Genomic DNA, 20,788 nt, shown 5'->3' on the forward strand with positions numbered 1-20,788 from the left:
GATAAGAAGTGGTTTGGTTCTATCATAAAGGTATAGTATACGATAAGCAAAATCCTGTACTGGATTAGTAATATCTGATAGAATATTGACCTGTATTTTGCAAGTGATCCGGATATTAGCTAACATGGTACCAGCATGAAGGTCATCCCGTTTAAAATACCGAAGCCGAGCCGGGAGCTGATCCGCTACCAGGTGGACTGCCAGCCCTACTTCTACGATAAACTGCACCAGCACCCCGAAATTCAGCTGAGCTGCATTCTGGAAGGCGAAGGCAAACTGATCGTGGGCGACTACATTGGTCGCTTCGGGCCAGGCGATATTTTCCTGCTGGGCCAGAACGTGCCCCACGTGTTCCGGAGCGACGACGTGTACTATCAGCCCGACCAGGCCCGGCAGAGCCATAGCATCATCCTGTTTTTTGACCTGCGCGCCTTTGGCGGGGAGTTTTGGGCGTCCGAAGAACTACAGGAAGTAAAGGAGTTTTTTGAGCAACTGAGCGGCTGTTATAAGGTGTGCCTGGCGGAGCAGGAAAACTTTGTGCAACAGGTACGGCAGCTGCAACATAAAGACAAGCTGGAGAAAGTTCTGAGTGCCCTGCAATTGGTAGAAGAGCTCATGCACAAGTCTCAGCTGCAGCGCCTGAACCTGGCCGACCAGATGCACAACCTGAGCGAGCGCGAAGGCAAGCGCATGGAGCAGGTGCTGCGGTTTCTGGTAGAAGAAAGCCACCGGCAGCTCAGCCTCGAAGAAGTGGCCTCGGTCGCCAACATGAGCCGCGAAGCCTTCTGCCGTTTTTTTAAAGAACGCACCCGCAAAACCCTGGTCACTTTTCTGAACGAGCTACGCTTGAGCAATGCCTGCCAGGCCCTTTTACACTCTGACCAGACCATTGCCAGCATCGCCTTTACCTGCGGCTTTGCCAACCTGTCGCACTTTAACCGGGTATTTATCAAGACCATCGGCATTACCCCGCGCGATTTCCGCCGACAGGCAACTGTAAACAAAGTATAAACCTAATTTGATCTATCTCATATGTTTGATGCAAACACCTATACCCAGCGCCGCCAGCAACTGAAGCAACAACTCGGCAGTGGACTGGTCCTGCTCCTGGGCAACGAGGAAGCCGGTATGAACTACAAAGACAACTGGTACCCCTTTTACCAGGACAGCACCTTCCGGTACTATTTCGGGCTGGACTTGGCTGACTTAACAGGCGTAATCGATATAGACCGGAACGAAGCGATCCTTTTCGGGCCGGAGCAAAGTATAGACGATGTGGTGTGGACGGGCCCGCTGCCCAGCCTGGCCTCTCTAGCCGATCAGGTGGGCGTGCACAAGGTGTTGCCAACAGAAAAGATTGCCGACTACCTGGCAGGAGCAAAAACGTTGCACTACCTGCCGCCTTACCGCCCCGAGCACCAACTCAAGCTACAGGCCTTGACCGGAAAAGCGGTACTGGAACCGAGTCTGCCCTTGATACAGTCCGTGGTGGCGCAGCGTTCCATTAAATCCGATGCTGAAATAGAGAAGATTGAACGGGCCGTTACCTATACTTCGCGCATGCACCGCAACGTGATGCAGTTTGCCCGCGAAGGCATGAAAGAGCATGAAGTGGCAGCGGAAGCGGTTCGCTATGCAGAAGCGACAGGCAACCTCCTCTCCTTCCCCGTGATTTGCACCACGCAGGGGCAGATCCTGCACAACCACTACCGCGGCAACACCCTCAAGGCTGGCGACATGCTCCTGCTCGATGCCGGCATCCAGACTACAGCAGGCTATGCCGGCGACATGACCCGTACCTTCCCGGTTGGACCCACTTTTACAGAGCGGCAGCGCGAACTATACCAGGTGGTGCTGGAGACGCACGAAGCGGCCATGGCCGCCCTGAAGCCGGGCATGCTCTACAAAGACGTGCACCTGCTGGCCTGCCACAAACTCACAGACGGGCTGAAACAAGTGGGGTTGATGCGCGGCGATACCGAAGAAGCAGTACAGGCAGGCGCGCATACCATGTTCTTCCAGTGCGGCCTGGGCCACATGATGGGCATGGACGTGCACGACATGGAAAACCTGGGCGAGCAATACGTGGGCTATACCCCGGAACTGCGCAAGAGCACCGAATTCGGGCTCAAGTCGCTGCGCTTGGGCCGCGCACTAGAGCCAGGTTTTGTGCTGACGGTGGAGCCGGGCATCTACATCATCCCCGAACTGATCGACATGCGACGTAACGACAAGATAGCCCAACAATTCATCAACTTCGACTTACTGGATAGTTACCGTGACTTTGGCGGCATCCGCATCGAAGACGACCTGCTGATTACTGAAAACGGCAGCCGCATACTGGGCGAGCCGCTGGAGCGGACACTTGCCGGGGTGGAAGCCATCCGGCAGCAGGCGCTGTAACCTGTCGACTAAAGGTATAGCATAAAAGCCCTCCGACATCCCTTTGTAAAGGGTCCCCGGAGGGCTTTTTATATTTATAGGCTAAAGGCTAGTATACCTTCTCGTATCAGGGTAGTTTCATTGTAAGAAAACAGGTACCACAACTATTGTCATTCTGTTAAGAATCTTGGTTGAAAGGCAATGCAGCTTTCGCTACTCGCCCACAAGATCCTTTCAGGCTGACAAAAAGATTGAATGAAACAGACCTGCCCCTCGTAAGGGCTTTGAGCCATAGGTACAGAGCGTGCAAACATACCCTACTTCGTCGCACTCGCCGACCCAATGGCCGCATTGCCGGTTTGCTGTTTGTTTACCCACTCCGGTGGATCTACGCCCAGCAGGTGCTTCACAAAGAAGTCGCGTCGCTTGCGCTCGCCGAAGTCGCCGCCCGTGCCGTGGGCCATGCCGGGCACCAGCAGGTAATCGAAGTTCTTGTTGGCTTTGATGAGCGCATCCACCACCTGCGTGGTAGAGGCAGGGTCCACGTTGTCGTCCAGCTCACCGCCAATGAGCAGGAGCTTTCCTTGCAGTTTGTTTGCATGCACCACGTTAGAGCTTTCGGCATAGTGCGGGCCGAGTTTGCCCATCCACTGTTCGTTCCACCAGATTTTGTCCATGCGGTTGTCGTGGCAACCAACCGAAGAAACGGCCACTTTGTAAAACTCCGGATGAAAGAGCAAGGCTCCCATGGAGCTTTGTCCTCCGGCTGACATCCCAAAGATGCCTACACGAGTTGTATCGAGGGAGCTATACTTTTGCGCGGCACTTTTTATCCAGCGGATGCGGTCGGGCAGGCCGGCGTCTTTCAGGTTTTTCCAGGCCACGTCGTGGAAGGCCTTGGAGCGATTGGACGTGCCCATGCCGTCGATCTGCACCACGATAAAACCCAGCTCGGCCATTTCGTGCATCAGGCTCGCACCAGGGTTGTAAGTTTTGGGCACAAAGGAGTTGTGGGGTCCGGCGTAGATGTGCTCGATAACCGGGTACTTTTTAGCGGGATCGAAGTTGGACGGACGGATGATCACGCCCCAGATGTCGGTTTTACCATCACGCCCCTTGGCAGCGAACACCTCCGGCGCTTTCCAGCCGGTTTTCAGCAATTCGCTCACGTCTGCCTTCTCCAGCTCCATGATCACTTTGCCATCGGCCGCGCTGCGCAAAACTGTTACCGGCGGCACGTCCACCCGCGAGTACGCATCCACAAAATAGGTATAGTCAGGCGAGAAAGTGGCGCGGTGGTAGGCGTTCTCATTTGTCAAGGTTGCCAGGCCACTGCCGTCGAAGTTCACGCTGTAGTACTGTACCAGGTAGGGGTCCTGACTCGTTTCGCGGCCGTTGCCTTCAAAAATGATCCTGCGTTTTGCTTCATCCACCTGCACCACCCGGCGCACCACCCACTCGCCTTTGGTGATCTGTTTTTTGACCTGCCCGGTAGCCCCGTCCATCAGGTATAGGTGGTTCCAGCCGTCGCGCTCCGACATCCAGATCACTTCTTTGCCATCGGCTACATCGTAGCGGAAATACTTGCCGCTGTAGTGAATGAAGGTGTTGCTACGCTCGTCTATCACATCACGCAGGCGGCCGTTTTGCCCGTCTATTTCCAGCACCTTGTATACCTGGTGGCCGCGCTGGTTATACTCTACTGTGAAGGCGCGGCTATCCTGGCGCCACACCGGGTTGGTCAGGTGGTATTGGTCGGGAATGAAAGACGCATCTACCTCCACCTGTTTTTTCGTGTCTACCAAAAACAGCTGCGGCTTGCGCTGCGGCACGGCATCGCCGGGCTTCAGGTAATGGCGCGAGTGCAGCTTGGGTTGCAGCTGGTCGGCCGGGGCTGCCTCCACAAAATAGATCAGGTGCTCGCGGCCGGGACGCACTTTGTTCGTCGCCAGCTTTTTAGAGTCCGGCGACCAAGCAATGTTCGCCGAGTAATAGTCTGTTTCTGTACCGTCGTAGCTTAGCTGGTATTCTTCTTTGGGATTGGCAGCGTTGCGAATGAACACGTTATAGCCTTTGGTATAGGCCTCCCACTTTTTGTCCGGTGAAGGCACCGGCTTGCCTTCTGCTTCGTTGTTGAAGCGCCAGTTCCAGGTGCCTGGCTCCCGCTTCTCTACCTTGCCTTTCTCCTTCAGCTGGTTAGAACCCAGGGTATAGCCCCATACCTTGTCATCAAACTCAAACTCCATTTCGCGGCCGCCGGGCAATACTTTCACGGTAGTGAAGGGCAAGTTGTAAGGAACCACCTGCTTACCCGAAGCCTCCGTCAGCACCTTGGCCAGTTTCTCCTGGTGGAAAAGTGGCTTGCGGCTTTTTTTGGCTGCATCCACCAGCACAAACTCTTTGCCGCGCGGTGTCTGCTGCATGTACCAAAACCTGTTTTCTTTCTCCAGCCAGGTAAAACTGGTGGGCGCATACCATACTTTGTCTTTTATTTTCGCGGGCAGGGAGTACGCCCGCTCGTAATCTTCTTTGGTGCCCTGCGCTCCTACAAAGGCTGAGCTCAGAAGTATGGTAAGGAGGATGAGGACACTGGTTTTAGCCCAACCGTTTGAGCTTGTTGGGTTGTTTACTATAGGGAAAGCAGCCATGCGTATTCTTTGTCTCAGTTGTCCAGCCAATATACAACTGCTATACTTAGGCTTTACCCGCAATATTTGCATTTACTAATACTATATTGATCAGCCAGGAGAATCAAGGCAGTTATCACCCGCGCAATGAAGGGCTTTAAATGCAAACAGCTCTCTCAGGTATGAGTACCCAAGAGAGCTGCAAAAGTATTAGTTCGAAGTGGAGTATAAACTCTGCAGCATATAGCTGCACCCCGCCGCCGGCCAGATGGCAAAGGCTTGCTATAGCTTGTGCGCCCAGTTTACCCGCTATACAGAGAGTATATCCATCATCTCCACAAAGTCGGAGCTAATAGACTTTTTCCTGCTGATGGTTTCTGCAAAAGGCGTATACACGAGCTCATCATTGATGATGCCGGCCATCACATTTCGTTTACCTGCCAATAGCGCCTTTACGCAGGCTATACCCAGGCGACTGGCCAGCATGCGGTCTTGGGCGGTAGGTGCCCCGCCCCGCTGCACGTGCCCGATAATGGTAACACGGACATCCAGATACGGCAAAGCTTCCCTTACCTTGGCTGCCACCTTCGTGGCGCCTCCCTCTACCTCGCCTTCGGCAATAATCACTATGGAAGAGGTTTTGGAGCGCTTCCAACCTTCCTCCAGGGAGTTGATAATGCTTGGCAAAGTCAATTGCGACTCCGGAATCATCACGACTTCCGCTCCGCCACCGATGGCACAGGGCACTGCAATGTAACCGGAGTCACGCCCCATCACTTCAATAAAAAAAACGCGGTCATGGCTGTCCGCTGTGTCACGGATCTTGTCGATGGCGTCCAGGGCGGTATTCACAGCCGTGTCGTAGCCAATGGTATAGTCGGTGCCGTACAGGTCGTTGTCGATGGTGCAGGGCGCTCCCACTATCGGAATGCCAAACTCATCTCCGAAGTGGGCTGCTCCGGTAAAGGTGCCATTGCCGCCAAGGGCCACCAGGCCGCCGATGCCGTGGAGTTGCAGCTGGTCGAAAGCCTTCTTTTTTCCCTCTGCTGTCAGGAACTCCTCAGATCGGGCCGATTTTAACAGCGTGCCTCCTGTTTGGATAATGCCGCTGACGGAGGATGATTTCATTTTGAAAATATCCCCGTTAATCATGCCATTGTAGCCACGCCTGATGCCATAAACTTCTACCCCGTGGTAAATGGCGGCACGCACCACAGCCCTCAGGCAGGCGTTCATGCCTGGTGCATCACCTCCGGAGGTAAATACTCCTATACTCTTCATAACAAATAGTTAAAATAAATCTTATGCTGCTCCGCCAGCTGCTCTTTCGGACTCATTTCCAGCTCTCCCTGCAGCCAAAACCGCGGCTTGCAATACACCAATTGGCAAATTAGCTATACCTGGAAAACGCTCGTCCATAAACCCGGCAGCAGCGGATTTCCCCTCGGGCCAGAGATGCCTTTCTAGGTTGCTTTTCTGCGGCAACTTAGCTTCTGAACCTGATAAAGATAAGCAAGTTTAAGTGAAATTCTAGATCAGGAGTAAAACAAGGGCCTCCAGCAAATAGCTTTACCAGAACTAAAGCGTTCATTTTCAGAATAATACTGGATCTAACTAATGCGCATTGTCGTTTCTAAATGTTGGCTAGCAACATAGAAATAAATCCCAACCCCGGAAGTTTCCAGCAGCAAATGCTGTAAGCAGCATCCGGAAGAGTTTAGCGAATCAGATTGCCGGGCTAAGCATACCGAGTTTGCGCATCCGACCCAAACTACTCACCACCGTCCAAAGCGGCTGCTTGCACTACCCCTACTGTACCACGGTACTGGCTGCCTCTTTTCCGTTAAGATCAAGGGGAACGAAGGTGAACATCCACTTCACGGGGGTTTGCCAGTCTTTACCCTTAAAGCTACCCACCGGCAGCTTCACCAGAACCGTATTCCAGCCCTTCTTCACCGGCAAGGCCACCGGCTCCCGGTACGAGTAGCCCTCATCTAGTAGCGGTATTTCGGCATTTCCTTTCTGACCGGCCCGTTTCCACTTCGGTGGCGTAATCAGTTGACCGTTCAGGAAGAGGGCACTGCCCCTGTCATCCCAGGTGCCCTTAGCCGGGGAATCGGAATTGTAGGAGCGTGACAGGTCCTGGAAGCCAACCCAAAAATGGCCAATCGTATCCGTTTCGCTCCAGAACTTAGTAGTGGCGTACCAGGTGGTGTTTTCCTCCGGCTTCTCCAGCACGCCCTTCACGAGCGGATCCCAGAAATGCCGCAATACCACGGTGCCTCCTACCGACTGGGCGTCAGGTTTTTTGCCTTTGAAGTTCTTTTTTTCGGGAGCAAAGGAAGCCGACAAATTACCTTTGTTTTTATAGGGGCCAAAGAGCTGCCAGGAGATATCGTCCTGCGCCGCATAAGGGAAAGGCATACCTGCAAAATAAGAGGCCTGGTGGTCTGTCAACCTACCCTCAAACTCCTTGAACTCCTGCACGCGCTCCGGCTGGTCCACGGGAACGTTGGCGATCCAACCGGGGTGGCCACCGCCTTTCCAGCTGCGCTCTGCAAAAGCCAGTATACCAGGATAAACCGGATTCATACTTAATGCATCCTCCTGCCGGAGCACGTTACGGTCGTGCCAGAGGCAAAGCGTGCCGCCCAGAACGGTGCTGTTCCCTGCCACCCTGTCACCTAGCTGGCGGCTGAAGATCGTGGTAACAGCCTCCAGCGGGTCCATGTGGTTGAGGTACAGATGCCTGGACTCAATGTAGGTATGGTCAGGCTTGACGGCTCCATCCCTCATCCACAGTTGCCGGATAGTCGCTTTGTCCAGGTTGCCGCCCGGGTCCCAGCCAATTGTTTTCTTGCCCCGCTCGTGCAGCCAGGCCGTTACCTGCGGCAGAAAATCCGGATTGGTGATCTTCACCTCATCCCCTCCAATGTGCACGTAGGGCACATCATAGGTATCGCAGAAGTCGTTGAGAATATTTTTCAGATAGGCCAGCCCCTCCTGGCTTTGCATGTCCACGCCCATGGCCCGGGTAAAGGCGGCACTGTGTCCCGGCATATCGATCTCGGGCACCAGGGTGATATATCGGTCCTTGCAGTACTGGATGAGTTCCTGCATCTCGGCCACCGTATAATAGGCGCCTTTGTTGCGCGTCATGTGCTCGGCAGCGGTCAGCTGCGGGTAACGGGGCACCTCCAGGCGCCAGGCAATGTCCTCAGTCAGGTGAAAGTGAAAGATGTTGAGCTTGTAACGCGCCATCACATCGATCTGCTCTTTGAGCATCTCTATCGACTGGTAGTTGCGCCCCACATCTACCATGTAGCCGCGCCAGCCAAAAGCCGGCCAATCCTTCACCTTGCAGCCAGGTATATAGGCATCGTCGCGCATTAGTTGGGCAAGCGTTTGCAGTCCATTGAAGATGCCGTGGGCCGTGTTGGCCTGCAGCTGTACCTTCTCCTGGATTACTTCCAAGGTATAGGCTTCTTCCGCTTGGCTCGGAGACTCGGTTTTAGCTAGCGCCAATGTGATATGCGGCTCACCCGCGGCGGCACTTGGCTTCACCTGCACCGCCAGCCCACGCTCAGCAAGCATACCTTTAAGACGCTCGGCCTCCACGCGTAAGGCAGCATCCTGCACCACAATGCTGCGGACCTGGTATAGCGGGAAAGCGCCTTGCGTCCATTGCAGCTGCTGTGGCGCGGGCAGGATAGCCGGCTTCGGCTCCAGGTCGAACACTTCGTCGTAAACCTGGTGCTTCCAGAACATATAGCCGTCCCCGTTTAGGTGCAGGCCATCGTTGGTATACTTTGCGTTGAGTTTCCCAGCCTCGTCAGAGAAAGGCGTATGCAGGTCTAAGTAGGTATAGGCATGGGCAGCGGCCTTCGCCTGGAGCTGCGCGTTCACCTGTTTGATCACCTCCCCGTTGCGGGTATGGCCGCCAAACTTTCCGAACCGATCGTTCACCGGCAGGATACTCTGCACATAGAGCTGCGTGACCGGGGTTTTCTCTTTCAGGTAATCCGCTATCCAGAACAAGTTCTTTAGCAGGCTATCCAGTGCTATACCTTGTGCCAGGTCGTTGGTGCCGATCAAAAGAAACACTTTGGCCGGTTTCCGGCCCGCCACTTCATCGAGGCGGTGCATCACCCCTGCCGACACATCGCCGCTGATGCCGCGGTTCTTCAGTCTCTTGTCGGCAAACTGCTCACTCCACTCGCCCCCATCACTAATGCTGTTGCCCAGGAAGATGATGTCTCCCGGAGTTTGGGGCAGGCTTCGGAAAAGTGTTGCCCGCTGGTGATAATAGGTGGAGAACAGGCTATCGGCCAGCTTAACCGGCTTCACCCGCTTGCCTTGCGCCCAGGAGGCGGTACCCAATAGCAAAAGCAGGAACAGGATAGTATACTTTCTCATAAGTGTCCGAAATGAAAGGGTGCTTTGTGAACAGATGCTGTCAAGGGAAATTGTTTAGTTATAAGAGGGGGACTAGATCTTTTTGAGGCGGAAAAGCTTTGTTTCGTGGGACTGCACGCGACCCTTCCAGTTTTTGCCTTTGCCCACGGTTTTGTGTTCCCACAGGTCACGCACCTCATACTTGCCAGTTAGGCCCAGCTCGGCCCAGTTGATGCTATAGCTTTTTGCCTGATCGTCCCGGTTGAGGATAGCCACGGCCACATCGCCGTTCTGCAGTGGCTTGACGAACACATTCCATGTGTCGTTCTTGATTTTCCGCTCGGCCTGCTTGCCCAACGGGTCCTGGTTTACGGCAATCACTTCTTTGTTGAGGAGGATGCGCTTGGTCGCCTCGTTCATGTTGCGCACATCGTTGGTGGCAATCAGCGGAGAGGCCATTACGCTCCACAAGCTCATCTGGCTTTGGTATTCAGCATCGGTCATCCCAATCCCGCCCAGGTCGCCTGACGGCCCTTTCTTACCATACAATCCCACCACCAGCATATCCGCATCGTTCCAGCGGCCGGGGCCGGCGTAGGTATGGAGCTCAGCATTAATATCCAGAATATCCAGGATACCTTCCGCATTCTCCTGGTTGCTCAGGTTTTTCCACTTGTCGCGCACGTCGTAGGTGGTGCGCCAAAGCTGCCCGCCTGCCTCAGCAGCCCAAAGCCAAGGCTTACGCGGCCCCCACTCGCAGATGCTGAACGTGATCTCGCGCCCGCTTTTGCGCAGGGCCTCGCCCATCTTGGTATAGCGGGTCACCGCTGTAGCCGAGTCTTTGGGGGCATGGCAGTAATCGTACTTGAGGTAGTCGACGTCCCAGGAAGCAAAGGTTTTCGCATCCTGTTCCTCAAAGCCCAGGCTGGCCGTGTAACCAGCGCATGTCAGGAGCGCAGCATCAGAATAGATACCCAGTTTGATGCCTTTGCTGTGCACGTAGTCGGCCAAGGCCTTGATGCCGGAAGGGAATTTCTTGGGGTCGGCTATGATGTTGTTGCGGTTGTCACGACCACCTTGCCAGCCATCGTCGATCATCAGGTAGTTGTAGCCAGCCTCCACCATACCGGAGGCCACCATTGCGTCGGCCATCTCCCGGATGTCTTTTTCATTGATGTTGTCGCCAAAATAATTCCAGGTCATCCACCCCATGGGGGGCGTGGGGGCAAGGGATGCCTTCTGTTGCGCATAGGCAGCACCTATGTAAAGATTTAAAAAGAAGAATAGGAAAAGCTTTTTCATAAGGGTAATAGAACTCGGTTAGACTGGTAATACAATTCGATAAGGTTTATTTTCTAAGGTAGAATGTAGCTACTAAAGCTTGCCTTACAACTGGTGGAGAGAAGCTTTCGCCTTGCTGACCATCGTTGCTGCAGCGGTGTTGTCTAGCTCCTGCAGTTCAAAGGCGGCCAGTATGTTGTCCAGCTCCTGCAGCTTGGCCTGGTTGCCGGTGCGCTTAAACTCCTCGCGCAGCAGGCGTATCTTCTCGAAATCCTGTATCCCTTCCACCAGTTTTTCAAAGCGAATGGACGTGAGCGGCCCCGGGTATACCTGGTAGGTATCACCGGCTGGCCAGGTTCTGAAGCGGCTGTCCTGTGCGGGGTTTTCTACCCAGCTGTTGTAGGCCCAGCGCAGGTAGCCCGTAAAGCCCTGTGCTGCTGCATACCACCCGATCCAGGTATGTTCTGCCGGAGGCGAAAATGTAAAACCGTTCGGACGCGCCTCCTCACAACTGGTATAGTACGTGCTGGGCATACCGCCCGCCTTGCGCCGCTGTAGCACCTGCACCCCGAACTTCCATTTAGAGGCAATGCTGTAGTCAAAAATATCCTGTTCGATCTCCGGGTGGTAAATGCCAGCCAGGGTGATCTTCCAATTCGGATCCGTTTCTTTCAGGAGGCTGATCACGGCCTGCATGTCGGCCAGCGGACGCTCGTCCATGGCAATGGTGGTGATAGAAAACCAACCTTTTGCTTTCAGATGCCGGGCGAAATCACGAAGGAAGGTTCCCCAGAAGGCATTGTAAGCCGGAGTGCCTGCCTTTCCTGTAAACACGGTGTCCTTACCGGCTGCCTCGTCAAAATAGGTGAAGGCCATTTTCCAGGGTACCATCGTGTAGCAATTGATGCGCTCTTTGATCCCGCAGGACATCACAAAGGAGACATACTTGTCGAAGAGGCTATAGTCGTAGGACCAGGTGCCATCCTTTTTTCGGGTCCATTTGATCAGGCTCGGGAAATCGTCGTAGGTCTGGTGGTTCCAAGGCTCGTCGATGATGCTTGCGGTGATATTCTTCTGGCCCGCAGCGGCCAGCATGGTATAGTAGGGCTTCATACGAGCATAATGTTCCTCGCTCCAGAGCGGCACGCCATGCACACGGGCAATGGCGGCGGGGTGCTGCCACAGGTCCAGGTCAAAGGCCCACTGATCGGGAGCAGGCAGTTCTCGCTCCTGCACGGTTACAGCCACCCGCAGCTTGTATTTCTTTCCGGCATGTACGGTAACGGTCCCTTTATACCTTCCGGCAGGTATACCACGTGGCACGGCAATGCTCAGCCAGATGGGCTGCACGGTTTGAGAAGCAAGAGCAGCCACGGTGGCGGTGTCAATAAGGTCTGCCACCAGCGACGAGTCGAAGTCAGCCGGCTTGCGGTGCCCGCAGCCCTGCCCGAATTCATCGGTGATCACGTAGCGCACAAAGCCCGCTTTGATGTTGTCGCCCGAAATACGATTTCCCTTTTTGTCTTTGAGATCTGAAATGCTCACGCGAAGTTGCGGCACTTCCCGGTTCGCCCAGACCAGCAGCTGCGTATGTACCTTTTCGCCCTTCCAAGCTACCGTTTCCCACTTGTCCAGTAGGGGCGCCTGCGGCACCTGGTCCTGGGCAAAGCGTGTATCGCTATTAGCAAAGCTCACATTCACAGGCTTTTTCAGGCTAGCCCAGGCAGCACTACTCCCCTGTTGCTGCGCGCGCAGGGGCAGCGAGATCAGCAACAGGCTCAACAGGGCTGATGCGTATAAAAGTATTCTCATCCGAAATAGCTTATACAGGTTAAAGGGATTTTAAATAGCAAGAATAAAATTATGCGTTAACGTTAACGCAACTAAAATGATTACGCATCTTTTCCCATGTTGCTCAGCAAGCCATACCTGCAGGTTCTTGGTAATTTTTAGTAAGAGCGCAGCTTATATTTCCGTTAAAACAGGCCACCTGAAACATTCAGGCAAGCCTGCGGAAGCAGCAAAGACTACCAAAACAATTTATGCAGCTTTGCCTTCTTTTTTATCAGCGCTTACTACTAGAAGACTTAAATATAGGGCATGTTTTCGTAAACGCAAACTTAAAAACCAGCTTTTACAGAAGTAGGATCAGGCCATTTGTTACAGAAGGACCACCTGCCCCTTACCTGAATAGAGTACTTATTGCTTAGTAAGGGCAAGCCTCCATTCCCGGTATTGCACGAGCTTCCTTAGTAAAGGAGCTGGCTTAGGAATAGAATCAAAGGATGTCTGTTAAGGTCAGGCGACGGGAAGACTTGCAGGAAAGGAGCACGCTAAGTGCAGGAGGGAATAGATGTAACCAGGCTGCACAAGTGCAGCCTGGTTAAAAAGGGATAAATTGACTTTAGTCGAACAGCTCGCTTAAAAAGGATTTCTTCTTTTTGTGCGGGTGATTGGACCTGTTATCATTGCCGTATTCCCCATAGCCGTAGCGCTTATAATCCGACTCATAATTCTCTTTTTTAGAATAATGGTCTGCAGAGCGCTCTATGATCTTTTCAAGTTCACCGCGGTCCAGCCAGATGCCGCGGCAGCTTGGGCAGTAATCAATTTCAATTCCGTTCTTATCGCTCATCAGGAGCGTTTCATGGCATGAAGGACATTTCATATGGTAGGGTTTATTTTGAATGGCTGGTACAGCGGTAGTAGAATTGCCTAACACTTTGTCGTTGCAACCATTCCTGTTGAAGAGAATACTTTCAACCTCAACGCAACAGAAGCAGGTATAGTATACCTTACCTTGTCATTTCCTTTTTCTTGCATTCATTCCTATACCTGATTTCTCAGGACGGACTAAGCAACTATATCATAGAAACTTACACACCCTGATTCAAGCTCGAACATCTTGCTGATAATCCGGATCTCCCTGTTCATGTTTCCCGGCAGGTATAGGGCTACGCTTTCCAATCCACTCCACGCACAGGTACACGTTGTGCTCCGACGCCTAACAGGTATAAACAAAGCACCTGTCGCAAGCTTAACATTAACATAACCCCCTCATAACCTGCAGTTAACAACTGGTACTTAATTTAACATCGTAGTTTAGAAGACTTTTAGCCGGAAGATCTAAAACTGATAAAGGTAACACCGATGGAACAGGTAAAACACGTAGTGGACGCAATGGCAGACAGACTCCTCCGCATCCTTCTCTTCAGGCTAAATTCCTTCTACTCGCCATTTAAATTCAAAAGGACTTAAGTTAAAATCTCACCCACGCCCATTGTATGGCAAAAAAAAGAAAAGTAGAGGTCGCCGTTATTTCGGACGTGCATCTGGGCACCTATGGCTGCCACTCCAAAGAGCTGCTGGCTTACCTCAAAAGCATTCAGCCAGAGACCCTCATTCTCAACGGCGATATTATAGACATTTGGCAATTCAGCAAAAGCTACTGGCCTGCTTCGCATATGCGGGTGATCAAGCACCTGATGGGCCTCATTGCCAAGGGGACCAAAGTATACTATATCACAGGCAATCACGACGAGATGCTGCGCAAGTTTGTCGGCTTCCAGCTTGGTTCTTTCCAGGTGGTAAACAAACTGGTGCTGGAGCTGGACGGCAAGCGTGCCTGGATGTTTCACGGCGATGTGTTTGACGTCACTATGCAGCATTCCAAATGGCTCGCTAAGCTCGGTGCGCACGGCTATGACCTGCTCATCCTGCTTAACAGGGTGGTCAATTTCTTTTGCCTGAAGCTGGAACGGGAGAAAGTACAGCTCTCGCGCAACATCAAAAACCGTGTAAAAAGTGCAGTAAAATTTATCAACGACTTCGAAAAAACAGCCTCGGACATCGCCATCTCCAAAGGGTACGACTACGTCGTGTGCGGCCACATCCACCAGCCTGAGTTACGGGAGATTCAGAACGAGGAAGGCAGCGTCACCTACCTCAATTCCGGGGACTGGATAGAAAACCTGACCGCACTGGAATACAACAGTGGTGAATGGAGCCTCTATAAGTACAAGGATGACCTTGACGTGGTGGTCATGAGCCAGGAAGACGAATGGGTACCGACCAATGTGCAGCTGTTCCAGAGCCTGATGGTGGAGTTTAACCTGAAGTCAGCATGAGGATACTGTATGCCATCCAGGGAACCGGCAACGGCCACCTGACACGTGCACTGGATGTGATACCGGCCTTGCAACAGCGCGGAGAACTTGACCTGCTCGTCAGTGGTTGCCAGGTAGACCTTAGTTTGCCATACCCGGTCAAATACCGCTTGAATGGCCTGAGCTTTATATTCGGTAAAAACGGGGGTGTGGACTTCTACAGAACGTTTTCGCAGGCAAACACCCGCAACTTTTACAAGGAAATCCGAGAGTTGCCGGTAAAGGACTATGACCTGGTCATCACCGATTTTGAACCGATCTCTTCCTGGGCCTGTCTGCTGGCCAACAAGCCTTGCATAGGATTGAGCAACCAGGTAGCGGTACTCAACAAGCATGTGCCCAAACCCGAAGAGGCAGGGCGCATGGGCAAATTTATCCTCAAGAACTACTCCCCTACTACCACCCAGTATGGTTTTCATTTTGCCAGGTTTGACGAGACCATTTTTACGCCCATCATCCGCAAGCAGGTGCGCGCGCTGGAAGTGAGCAACCAGGGGCACTACACGGTATACCTGCCTGCACACGATGACCATAAGATTGTGAACAAGCTTACGCGCTTCAAAGGAGTGGAATGGCAGGTCTTTTCGAAGCATAACAAGCAGCAGTTCCGGCACGAAAACGTCCTGGTGCAGCCGATCCAGAACGATGCCTTTCTGCAGAGCATGGCGTCCTCAGCCGGGGTGCTCTGTGCGGCCGGATTTGGCACCCCGTCGGAGGTGCTATACCTGCAGAAGAAGCTGTTGGTCGTACCGATGAAAAACCAGTTTGAACAGGCCTGCAATGCCGCTGCCCTGAAACACATGGGAGTGGCCACCATCAAAAGCCTGAAAAAGAAGCACCTGCCCAAAATCCACGAATGGCTGGAATCCGGTGAGCCTATCCACATCCAGTATCCTGATGAAACAGATGCGATTGTGCAGCGCATCGTCCAGGAAAACACGTAAGCCAATATACCTTTAACTCCAGATGCAGCAGAAGCCTTCGATGGGCGCTGCTGCTTTTTGTATGACAGATACTACCAACAAGCAGGCACCGCAACAGCCTGTACTAACGCGCGCAGCCTTCGGAGATGATTTCCAGTGGGGGGTTGCCACCGCCGCTTACCAGATCGAAGGAGCACACACCGCGGAAGGAAAAGGGCCCTCCATCTGGGATACTTTCGCCTCCCGAAAAGGAAAAGTGAAGCACAGCCACACCGGTAACCAGGCCTGTGATTTCTTCCACCGCTACTCCGACGACCTGCTGCTGATGAAGGCAATGGGAATTCAAAACTTTCGCTTTTCCCTGTCTTGGTCGCGCCTGCTGCCGGACGGAACCGGCAAGATCAACCAGGCAGGTATAGCCTACTACAACCGCCTGATCGACCAATGCCTGGAGTTGGGTATAACCCCTTGGATCACCTTGTACCATTGGGATTTGCCGCAGGCACTGGAAATAAAAGGCGGCTGGACAAACCGCGACATAGTGGGCTGGTTCGGAGCGTATGCCACCCTGTGTGCCAACAGCTTCGGGGACCGGGTAAAGCACTGGATGGTACTGAACGAGCCGATGGTATTTACAGGAGCCGGTTATTTTTTAGGTGTGCATGCACCCGGCCGCCGCGGTTTTGGCTCGTTTATACCTGCTGTGCACCACACTGCGTTGTGCCAGGCGGAAGGCGGCAGAATTTTGAAACAGCTTGTACCGGATGCGCAAGTGGGCACGACCTTCTCCTGCTCCCATGTGGAGCCTCTACGGGAACAGGAGAATGACATCAGGGCGGCGAAACGGGTGGACGCCTTGCTAAACCGCCTCTTCCTGGAGCCGGCGCTGGGGCTTGGCTACCCACTGGAGGAGCTGAAGTTTATGCGCCGCATCGAAAAGCACATGAAGCCCGGAGATGAGGAGCTGCTCCGGTTTGACTTCGATTTTATCGGGATACAGAACTATACCCGGGAAGTGGTTAGGTATGCGTTCTGGACACCTTTTATCCAGGCCAACTTAGTGCCTGCCAAAAAGCGGAACGTGCCTTATACCCACATGAACTGGGAAGTATACCCCGAAGGCATATACCACCTCCTGCATAAGTACAGCGGGTATAGCACTATCCGGAAACTCATCATTACCGAAAACGGAGCAGCCTTTCCCGATGAATTGCGCGATGGTCAGGTAAACGATCAGCAACGGGTGGATTTTCTGCAATTGTACCTGCAGCAGGTGCTGCGGGCCAGGCAGGAAGGCGCCAATGTGGAAGGTTATTTTGTATGGTCGTTTCTGGATAACTTCGAGTGGACAGAAGGCTACGAGCCACGCTTTGGCTTGGTGCATGTCGACTACAGCACCCAGCAGCGCACCGTCAAGAGCTCGGGCCACTGGTACCGGGATTTCCTGCGGGGCCACAACCTCTAGCGTATTACCGCTGGATTACGGCCGGGTTATATAACTGTTAAACCTGCCGGCACTCATTTCATAGCCCGCCAGCGCTGCATACCTTTACAGCAGGTTAGTAAAAAAGGTGAGATTAGATTTGTTAAGTAAAAATGCCCGCAAAACTGCGGGCATTTTTACTTGGGCTATACCTTAGCCGGACACTTCTGCTAAGGCTCAGGAGAAGAGCAGTGCCATGCACCTGGCCCATGGCCAGCAGGGTGCTGCTGTGACTGGCTTATGCGCTGGTGTGCCGGTACTTCCTCCCATCGCCTCCTGAAAGATCAGTTGATTGCCTTCAAGACTTCTTCTGAGTACCAGATTTGCTTGCCCGTGTGGTACTCTATGCGCACGTTTTGATTGCGGAAGTTGCCTTTCTTGTAATGCAGGAAGCGGCCTACCCCCTTGGGAGTCTGCACTTTCGTTCCTGATGCCAGCGCGGTGAAATTGATGTTCTTTGTCATGAATCAAGGTGTTTTCAGGTTCAAAAAGAATGTTTCTGTTAGTATTCATAGTGACCCTAAATTACTGCCGGCACATTAGCGCAACGAAACCGGTATGTAATCCTTCTGTTAAATCAGGAGCAGGACACGAGTAAGGTATAGGCATGAAAAAAGCGTGCAAAAGCCTCCGCTATCAGAAGCCTTGCACGCTTTTCTTTCACACGTGCTGTTGTCTTAATTCACAGCACCTGGCATAAAGGGTATTACAGCACTACCGGATATAAAAACACGGCAGGTTCATTGACCGGATATTTGTTCTTTCCTTGGAGACCAGCTATGTATTTTGCTATCATGAAGTTGGTTACCAAGAAAGGGAGCAAACAATTTATCGTAATTTATTACTCCAAGCACAAAATGGCGGAGGTTGCTGTCGGCATCATCAAAGGTATAGCAAAGTACTTCGACGAAGTCTACGGGGTAAAAATCACCCGTCTCACAGCATCTGATGAAGAAAAAGTCTAGAAAAGGTAGGTCTCGTATTTTGATACAATAGAGTCCATGGATCGTTTAATACCCCTCTAGTCAAGTAAAATCCGTTCTAATCCATCTTTTTATCGGCTTAAACTTCCGTATTTACCCACAAGAAGCTCCGTGTTTATGCATTAGTTCAGCCGGACTATTTGCCGTAAAACTGCTTATGGCTTTTATGTTTGACTATATCAGACAGATAAATATCCATGGGCTGGAAGAAAATGAAGTGATACAGTGCCTGCTATACCTGGACTACTTACAGTCCGATAATCCCGACATCAGGAGGAAGAGCAGGTCGATCAGAAAAAAACTGGATGACAGGCTATTGGAGCTAAAGGGCGCGCAGAAATGATACGTACGCCCTTATAAGATTGGTATGCTTCCTGTTCGAGGAAAAAACATATATTAGCAAGCGCAAGCAGTAGCAGCTTGTCATTTAATCCGCCCAACAGCATGATAAAAAAGCTCCTACTGACCGACAAGGCTGGCACCACCATACTTATCCGGCTCATGGTCGGTGCTGTTTTTCTTTCAGAAGGCATACAAAAGTTTCTTTTTCCCGACACCCGCGGGGCGGGGCGTTTTGAGAAAATTGGCTTCGCATCTCCTGAGTTCCTGGGCTCGTTTGTAGGTACATTTGAGATTCTGTGCGGGGCATTGATTTTGACCGGATTCCTAACGCGCCTGGCAAGTATCCCCCTGATCGTCATTATGCTGGTTGCACTGGCAACCACCAAGGCAGAAGTGCTGGCAAACGATGGTGTCTGGGAAATGCTGCATGGCAGCAGAACGGATTGGTCGATGCTACTGGGCAGCATTTTCCTGCTCATCAAAGGAGGCGGCCGATACTCCGTTGACAGGGCATTGCAAGACAAAAGAACCCAAACCGGTTGAAGAAAGACACGGATGAAAAACAGCAGCATAAACTACTACAATACGGCAAGACGGTAGCCAGCAATTATTTAAGGTATAGCCTGAAAATAGAGCTTGCAGCTATGCCGGGCTTTTGTTATGTTGCAGAAAAATTCGGGGTGTAGCGTAGCCTGGTATCGCGCCAGCATGGGGTGCTGGAGGTCGTGGGTTCGAATCCCGCCACTCCGACAAAATAAAAAGGGTCTTCTACTGTAAGTGGAAGGCCCTTTTTATTTCTTCTGTCACAGCCACAAAACCGATAAAGAAAAGCTCTGTGGCGTTCCCCATCAACCCTACAGCATCCCGCAACCTTACTATACGCCTGGCTCGCTCCTCGCAATTAGAATTTACGATCACAAGGCGCTAAAAAGACAGGAAAACTAACTTAACTAAAAGATATCCAGGCCTGAATGAGTTTCCATTTTTTTAGGAAAGATGTAATATTGCAAATCAATTCTTTGTTTTTTTATTCTAATAACAACAAAAGTGTATCAACAGAGCGCACCCAAGGAGATTTTCCTGAAATCTCTCATTTCCTGTATCATCATTTTTGGCTTCGGGATCTATATGCTGTTAAGGAGTGGTAAACAGAAAACAGACTTTGAAAGTGTAACTGGCCAGATTGATTACATAGATCAGTCTTTTCAAGAAATTAAGCAAACTGACGGCAAGACCAGGTTTATCCACCTTGTTGATCATCCAGTAGTTTTTGAGCTCTTTATCGGAAAAGATCCCGGGGATTTTAGTCCGGAATCCGAACAATTGGACAGCCTTATATTAGGGGATGAAATAACTGTTTATTTCGCCGAACGAACACCTTTCCAGAAAGGAGAAGACGCTCGGATAAACAAAACAGTTCAGTTTATCGACAAAGAGGGAGAAGCTTATTTTACCCGCGGAAATAAAGATAAATACGGTGGCTATTTCTTCGTAGGCATGGGAGTAATGATATCCATTTTACTGGTTGTGCTGAGACAAATGGGCAAGATAATTTAGTTTGCCAGCACAGTGGAATTGTATTTTATGCCTCTCTAAAATCCCCTCTCAAAAATTCAAACTAAAACAGTGTTTTCAACCGGGACGCTGTTTTTTTGTGCCCCGCCTTTACCTGCAAATTTCAATACCCCGAAGGCACACGGATGTTCCTATTCAATTGTAAGACAGAACTTCACCTGTTCGGCTACTCTCCTGACTCGGCTGCAATTCTTTGAGTTATACAATAAACAAATAGCAAAGTAAGTTTTACAATTACTCTCCCGTTCTGCCTTTAGTGGCAGATGAAGCCGCTTTTACCTGACTTTTGCTTTGGTTTTGGCTAAAGAAGGCAGAGGCGCTCTGATTGTGCCATCTTTATAACTTTATAGTATACCAGACGTATTGGATGCTTTTACGATTCAAACAAATGAAAAAACTATTCCTTATACCCGCCTTATTATTCGCCCTGACTTCCTGTGAAAAGGATGAAAAAGACGAAATCACGACCCTGAATCAGAAAGCTGACGTGAAGCAGCAATTGCAGGGAGAGTGGTCTAACGACTACAAATCCATCTTATACTACAACGATGCAGGTGAAGTCGCCTTCAGCGATATCGATTCGCTCTACCTGGATGTGCGCCATACCTTTAGCGGTGACAACATGCACATC

The 20,788-nt window shown here is 51.7% G+C and carries 17 protein-coding genes and 1 tRNA gene; 11 read left to right on the forward strand and 7 right to left on the reverse strand.

Annotated features, from left to right (window positions below; all coding sequences use genetic code 11):
• Nucleotides 1-135 precede the first annotated feature (135 nt).
• Nucleotides 136-1,011, forward strand: a complete 876-nt coding sequence (locus OB13_RS09175; protein ID WP_461489862.1) for an AraC family transcriptional regulator — start codon at nt 136-138, stop codon at nt 1,009-1,011.
• 21 nt (nt 1,012-1,032) lie between these two features.
• Nucleotides 1,033-2,403, forward strand: a complete 1,371-nt coding sequence (locus OB13_RS09180; protein WP_461489863.1) for an aminopeptidase P family protein — start codon at nt 1,033-1,035, stop codon at nt 2,401-2,403.
• A 296-nt stretch (nt 2,404-2,699) separates the two neighbouring features.
• On the opposite strand, the gene OB13_RS09185 is transcribed toward OB13_RS09180, so the two are convergent.
• The 6 genes from OB13_RS09185 to OB13_RS09210 form a co-directional block, all read right to left on the reverse strand.
• Nucleotides 2,700-5,030 carry a S9 family peptidase gene (locus tag OB13_RS09185; protein ID WP_461489864.1) on the reverse strand — a complete coding sequence of 777 codons (2,331 nt, stop codon included), beginning with the start codon at nt 5,028-5,030 and terminating at the stop codon, nt 2,700-2,702.
• Between the two features lie 288 nt (nt 5,031-5,318).
• Nucleotides 5,319-6,290 (reverse strand): 6-phosphofructokinase, encoded by a 972-nt coding sequence (gene pfkA / locus OB13_RS09190; RefSeq protein ID WP_461489865.1) that lies wholly within the window; start codon nt 6,288-6,290, stop codon nt 5,319-5,321.
• Between the two features lie 528 nt (nt 6,291-6,818).
• Complete coding sequence (locus OB13_RS09195) at nt 6,819-9,425, reverse strand: family 20 glycosylhydrolase (RefSeq protein ID WP_461489866.1); 2,607 nt, start codon at nt 9,423-9,425, stop codon at nt 6,819-6,821.
• 72 nt (nt 9,426-9,497) lie between these two features.
• Nucleotides 9,498-10,706 carry a glycoside hydrolase family 27 protein gene (locus OB13_RS09200; protein ID WP_461489867.1) on the reverse strand — a complete coding sequence of 403 codons (1,209 nt, stop codon included), beginning with the start codon at nt 10,704-10,706 and terminating at the stop codon, nt 9,498-9,500.
• Between the two features lie 84 nt (nt 10,707-10,790).
• The gene (locus OB13_RS09205; RefSeq protein WP_461489868.1) at nt 10,791-12,497 is read right to left on the reverse strand and encodes a DUF4091 domain-containing protein; all 1,707 of its coding nucleotides are present in this window, start codon (nt 12,495-12,497) and stop codon (nt 10,791-10,793) included.
• Between the two features lie 592 nt (nt 12,498-13,089).
• Complete coding sequence (locus OB13_RS09210; protein WP_461489869.1) at nt 13,090-13,353, reverse strand: TFIIB-type zinc ribbon-containing protein; 264 nt, start codon at nt 13,351-13,353, stop codon at nt 13,090-13,092.
• A gap of 616 nt (nt 13,354-13,969) precedes the next feature.
• Here OB13_RS09210 and OB13_RS09215 point away from each other — a divergent pair.
• Genes OB13_RS09215 through OB13_RS09225 form a run of 3 tightly spaced genes read left to right on the forward strand, consistent with a single transcriptional unit; the run spans nt 13,970 to nt 17,239 of the window.
• Nucleotides 13,970-14,812, forward strand: coding sequence for a UDP-2,3-diacylglucosamine diphosphatase (locus OB13_RS09215; RefSeq protein ID WP_461489870.1), 843 nt, complete (start codon nt 13,970-13,972; stop codon nt 14,810-14,812).
• On the forward strand, nt 14,809-15,795 hold the full coding sequence (locus OB13_RS09220) for a glycosyltransferase family protein (RefSeq protein ID WP_461489871.1): 987 nt from the start codon (nt 14,809-14,811) through the stop codon (nt 15,793-15,795). The genes OB13_RS09215 and OB13_RS09220 overlap by 4 nt, the downstream gene beginning before the upstream one ends.
• A gap of 22 nt (nt 15,796-15,817) precedes the next feature.
• Nucleotides 15,818-17,239 carry a GH1 family beta-glucosidase gene (locus tag OB13_RS09225; RefSeq protein WP_461489872.1) on the forward strand — a complete coding sequence of 474 codons (1,422 nt, stop codon included), beginning with the start codon at nt 15,818-15,820 and terminating at the stop codon, nt 17,237-17,239.
• Nucleotides 17,240-17,541: 302 nt separating this feature from the next.
• On the opposite strand, the gene OB13_RS09230 is transcribed toward OB13_RS09225, so the two are convergent.
• Entirely contained in the window at nt 17,542-17,721 is a 180-nt protein-coding gene (locus tag OB13_RS09230) for a hypothetical protein (protein ID WP_461489873.1), read from the reverse strand.
• Nucleotides 17,722-18,036: 315 nt separating this feature from the next.
• Here OB13_RS09230 and OB13_RS09235 point away from each other — a divergent pair, with 315 nt between their 5' ends.
• The 6 genes from OB13_RS09235 to OB13_RS09260 form a co-directional block, all read left to right on the forward strand.
• Nucleotides 18,037-18,222, forward strand: a complete 186-nt coding sequence (locus OB13_RS09235; RefSeq protein ID WP_461489874.1) for a heme NO-binding domain-containing protein — start codon at nt 18,037-18,039, stop codon at nt 18,220-18,222.
• Between the two features lie 184 nt (nt 18,223-18,406).
• On the forward strand, nt 18,407-18,583 hold the full coding sequence (locus tag OB13_RS09240; RefSeq protein ID WP_461489875.1) for a hypothetical protein: 177 nt from the start codon (nt 18,407-18,409) through the stop codon (nt 18,581-18,583).
• A gap of 101 nt (nt 18,584-18,684) precedes the next feature.
• On the forward strand, nt 18,685-19,125 hold the full coding sequence (locus OB13_RS09245; protein WP_461489876.1) for a DoxX family protein: 441 nt from the start codon (nt 18,685-18,687) through the stop codon (nt 19,123-19,125).
• A 133-nt stretch (nt 19,126-19,258) separates the two neighbouring features.
• Nucleotides 19,259-19,332: transfer RNA gene (locus tag OB13_RS09250), tRNA-Pro, on the forward strand.
• 297 nt (nt 19,333-19,629) lie between these two features.
• Complete coding sequence (locus tag OB13_RS09255; RefSeq protein WP_461489877.1) at nt 19,630-20,139, forward strand: hypothetical protein; 510 nt, start codon at nt 19,630-19,632, stop codon at nt 20,137-20,139.
• A gap of 406 nt (nt 20,140-20,545) precedes the next feature.
• The coding region (locus OB13_RS09260) for a hypothetical protein (RefSeq protein ID WP_461489878.1) at nt 20,546-20,788 on the forward strand (243 nt) is incomplete at its 3' end.

It is taken from the genome of Pontibacter sp. HJ8 (genome assembly GCF_054824225.1).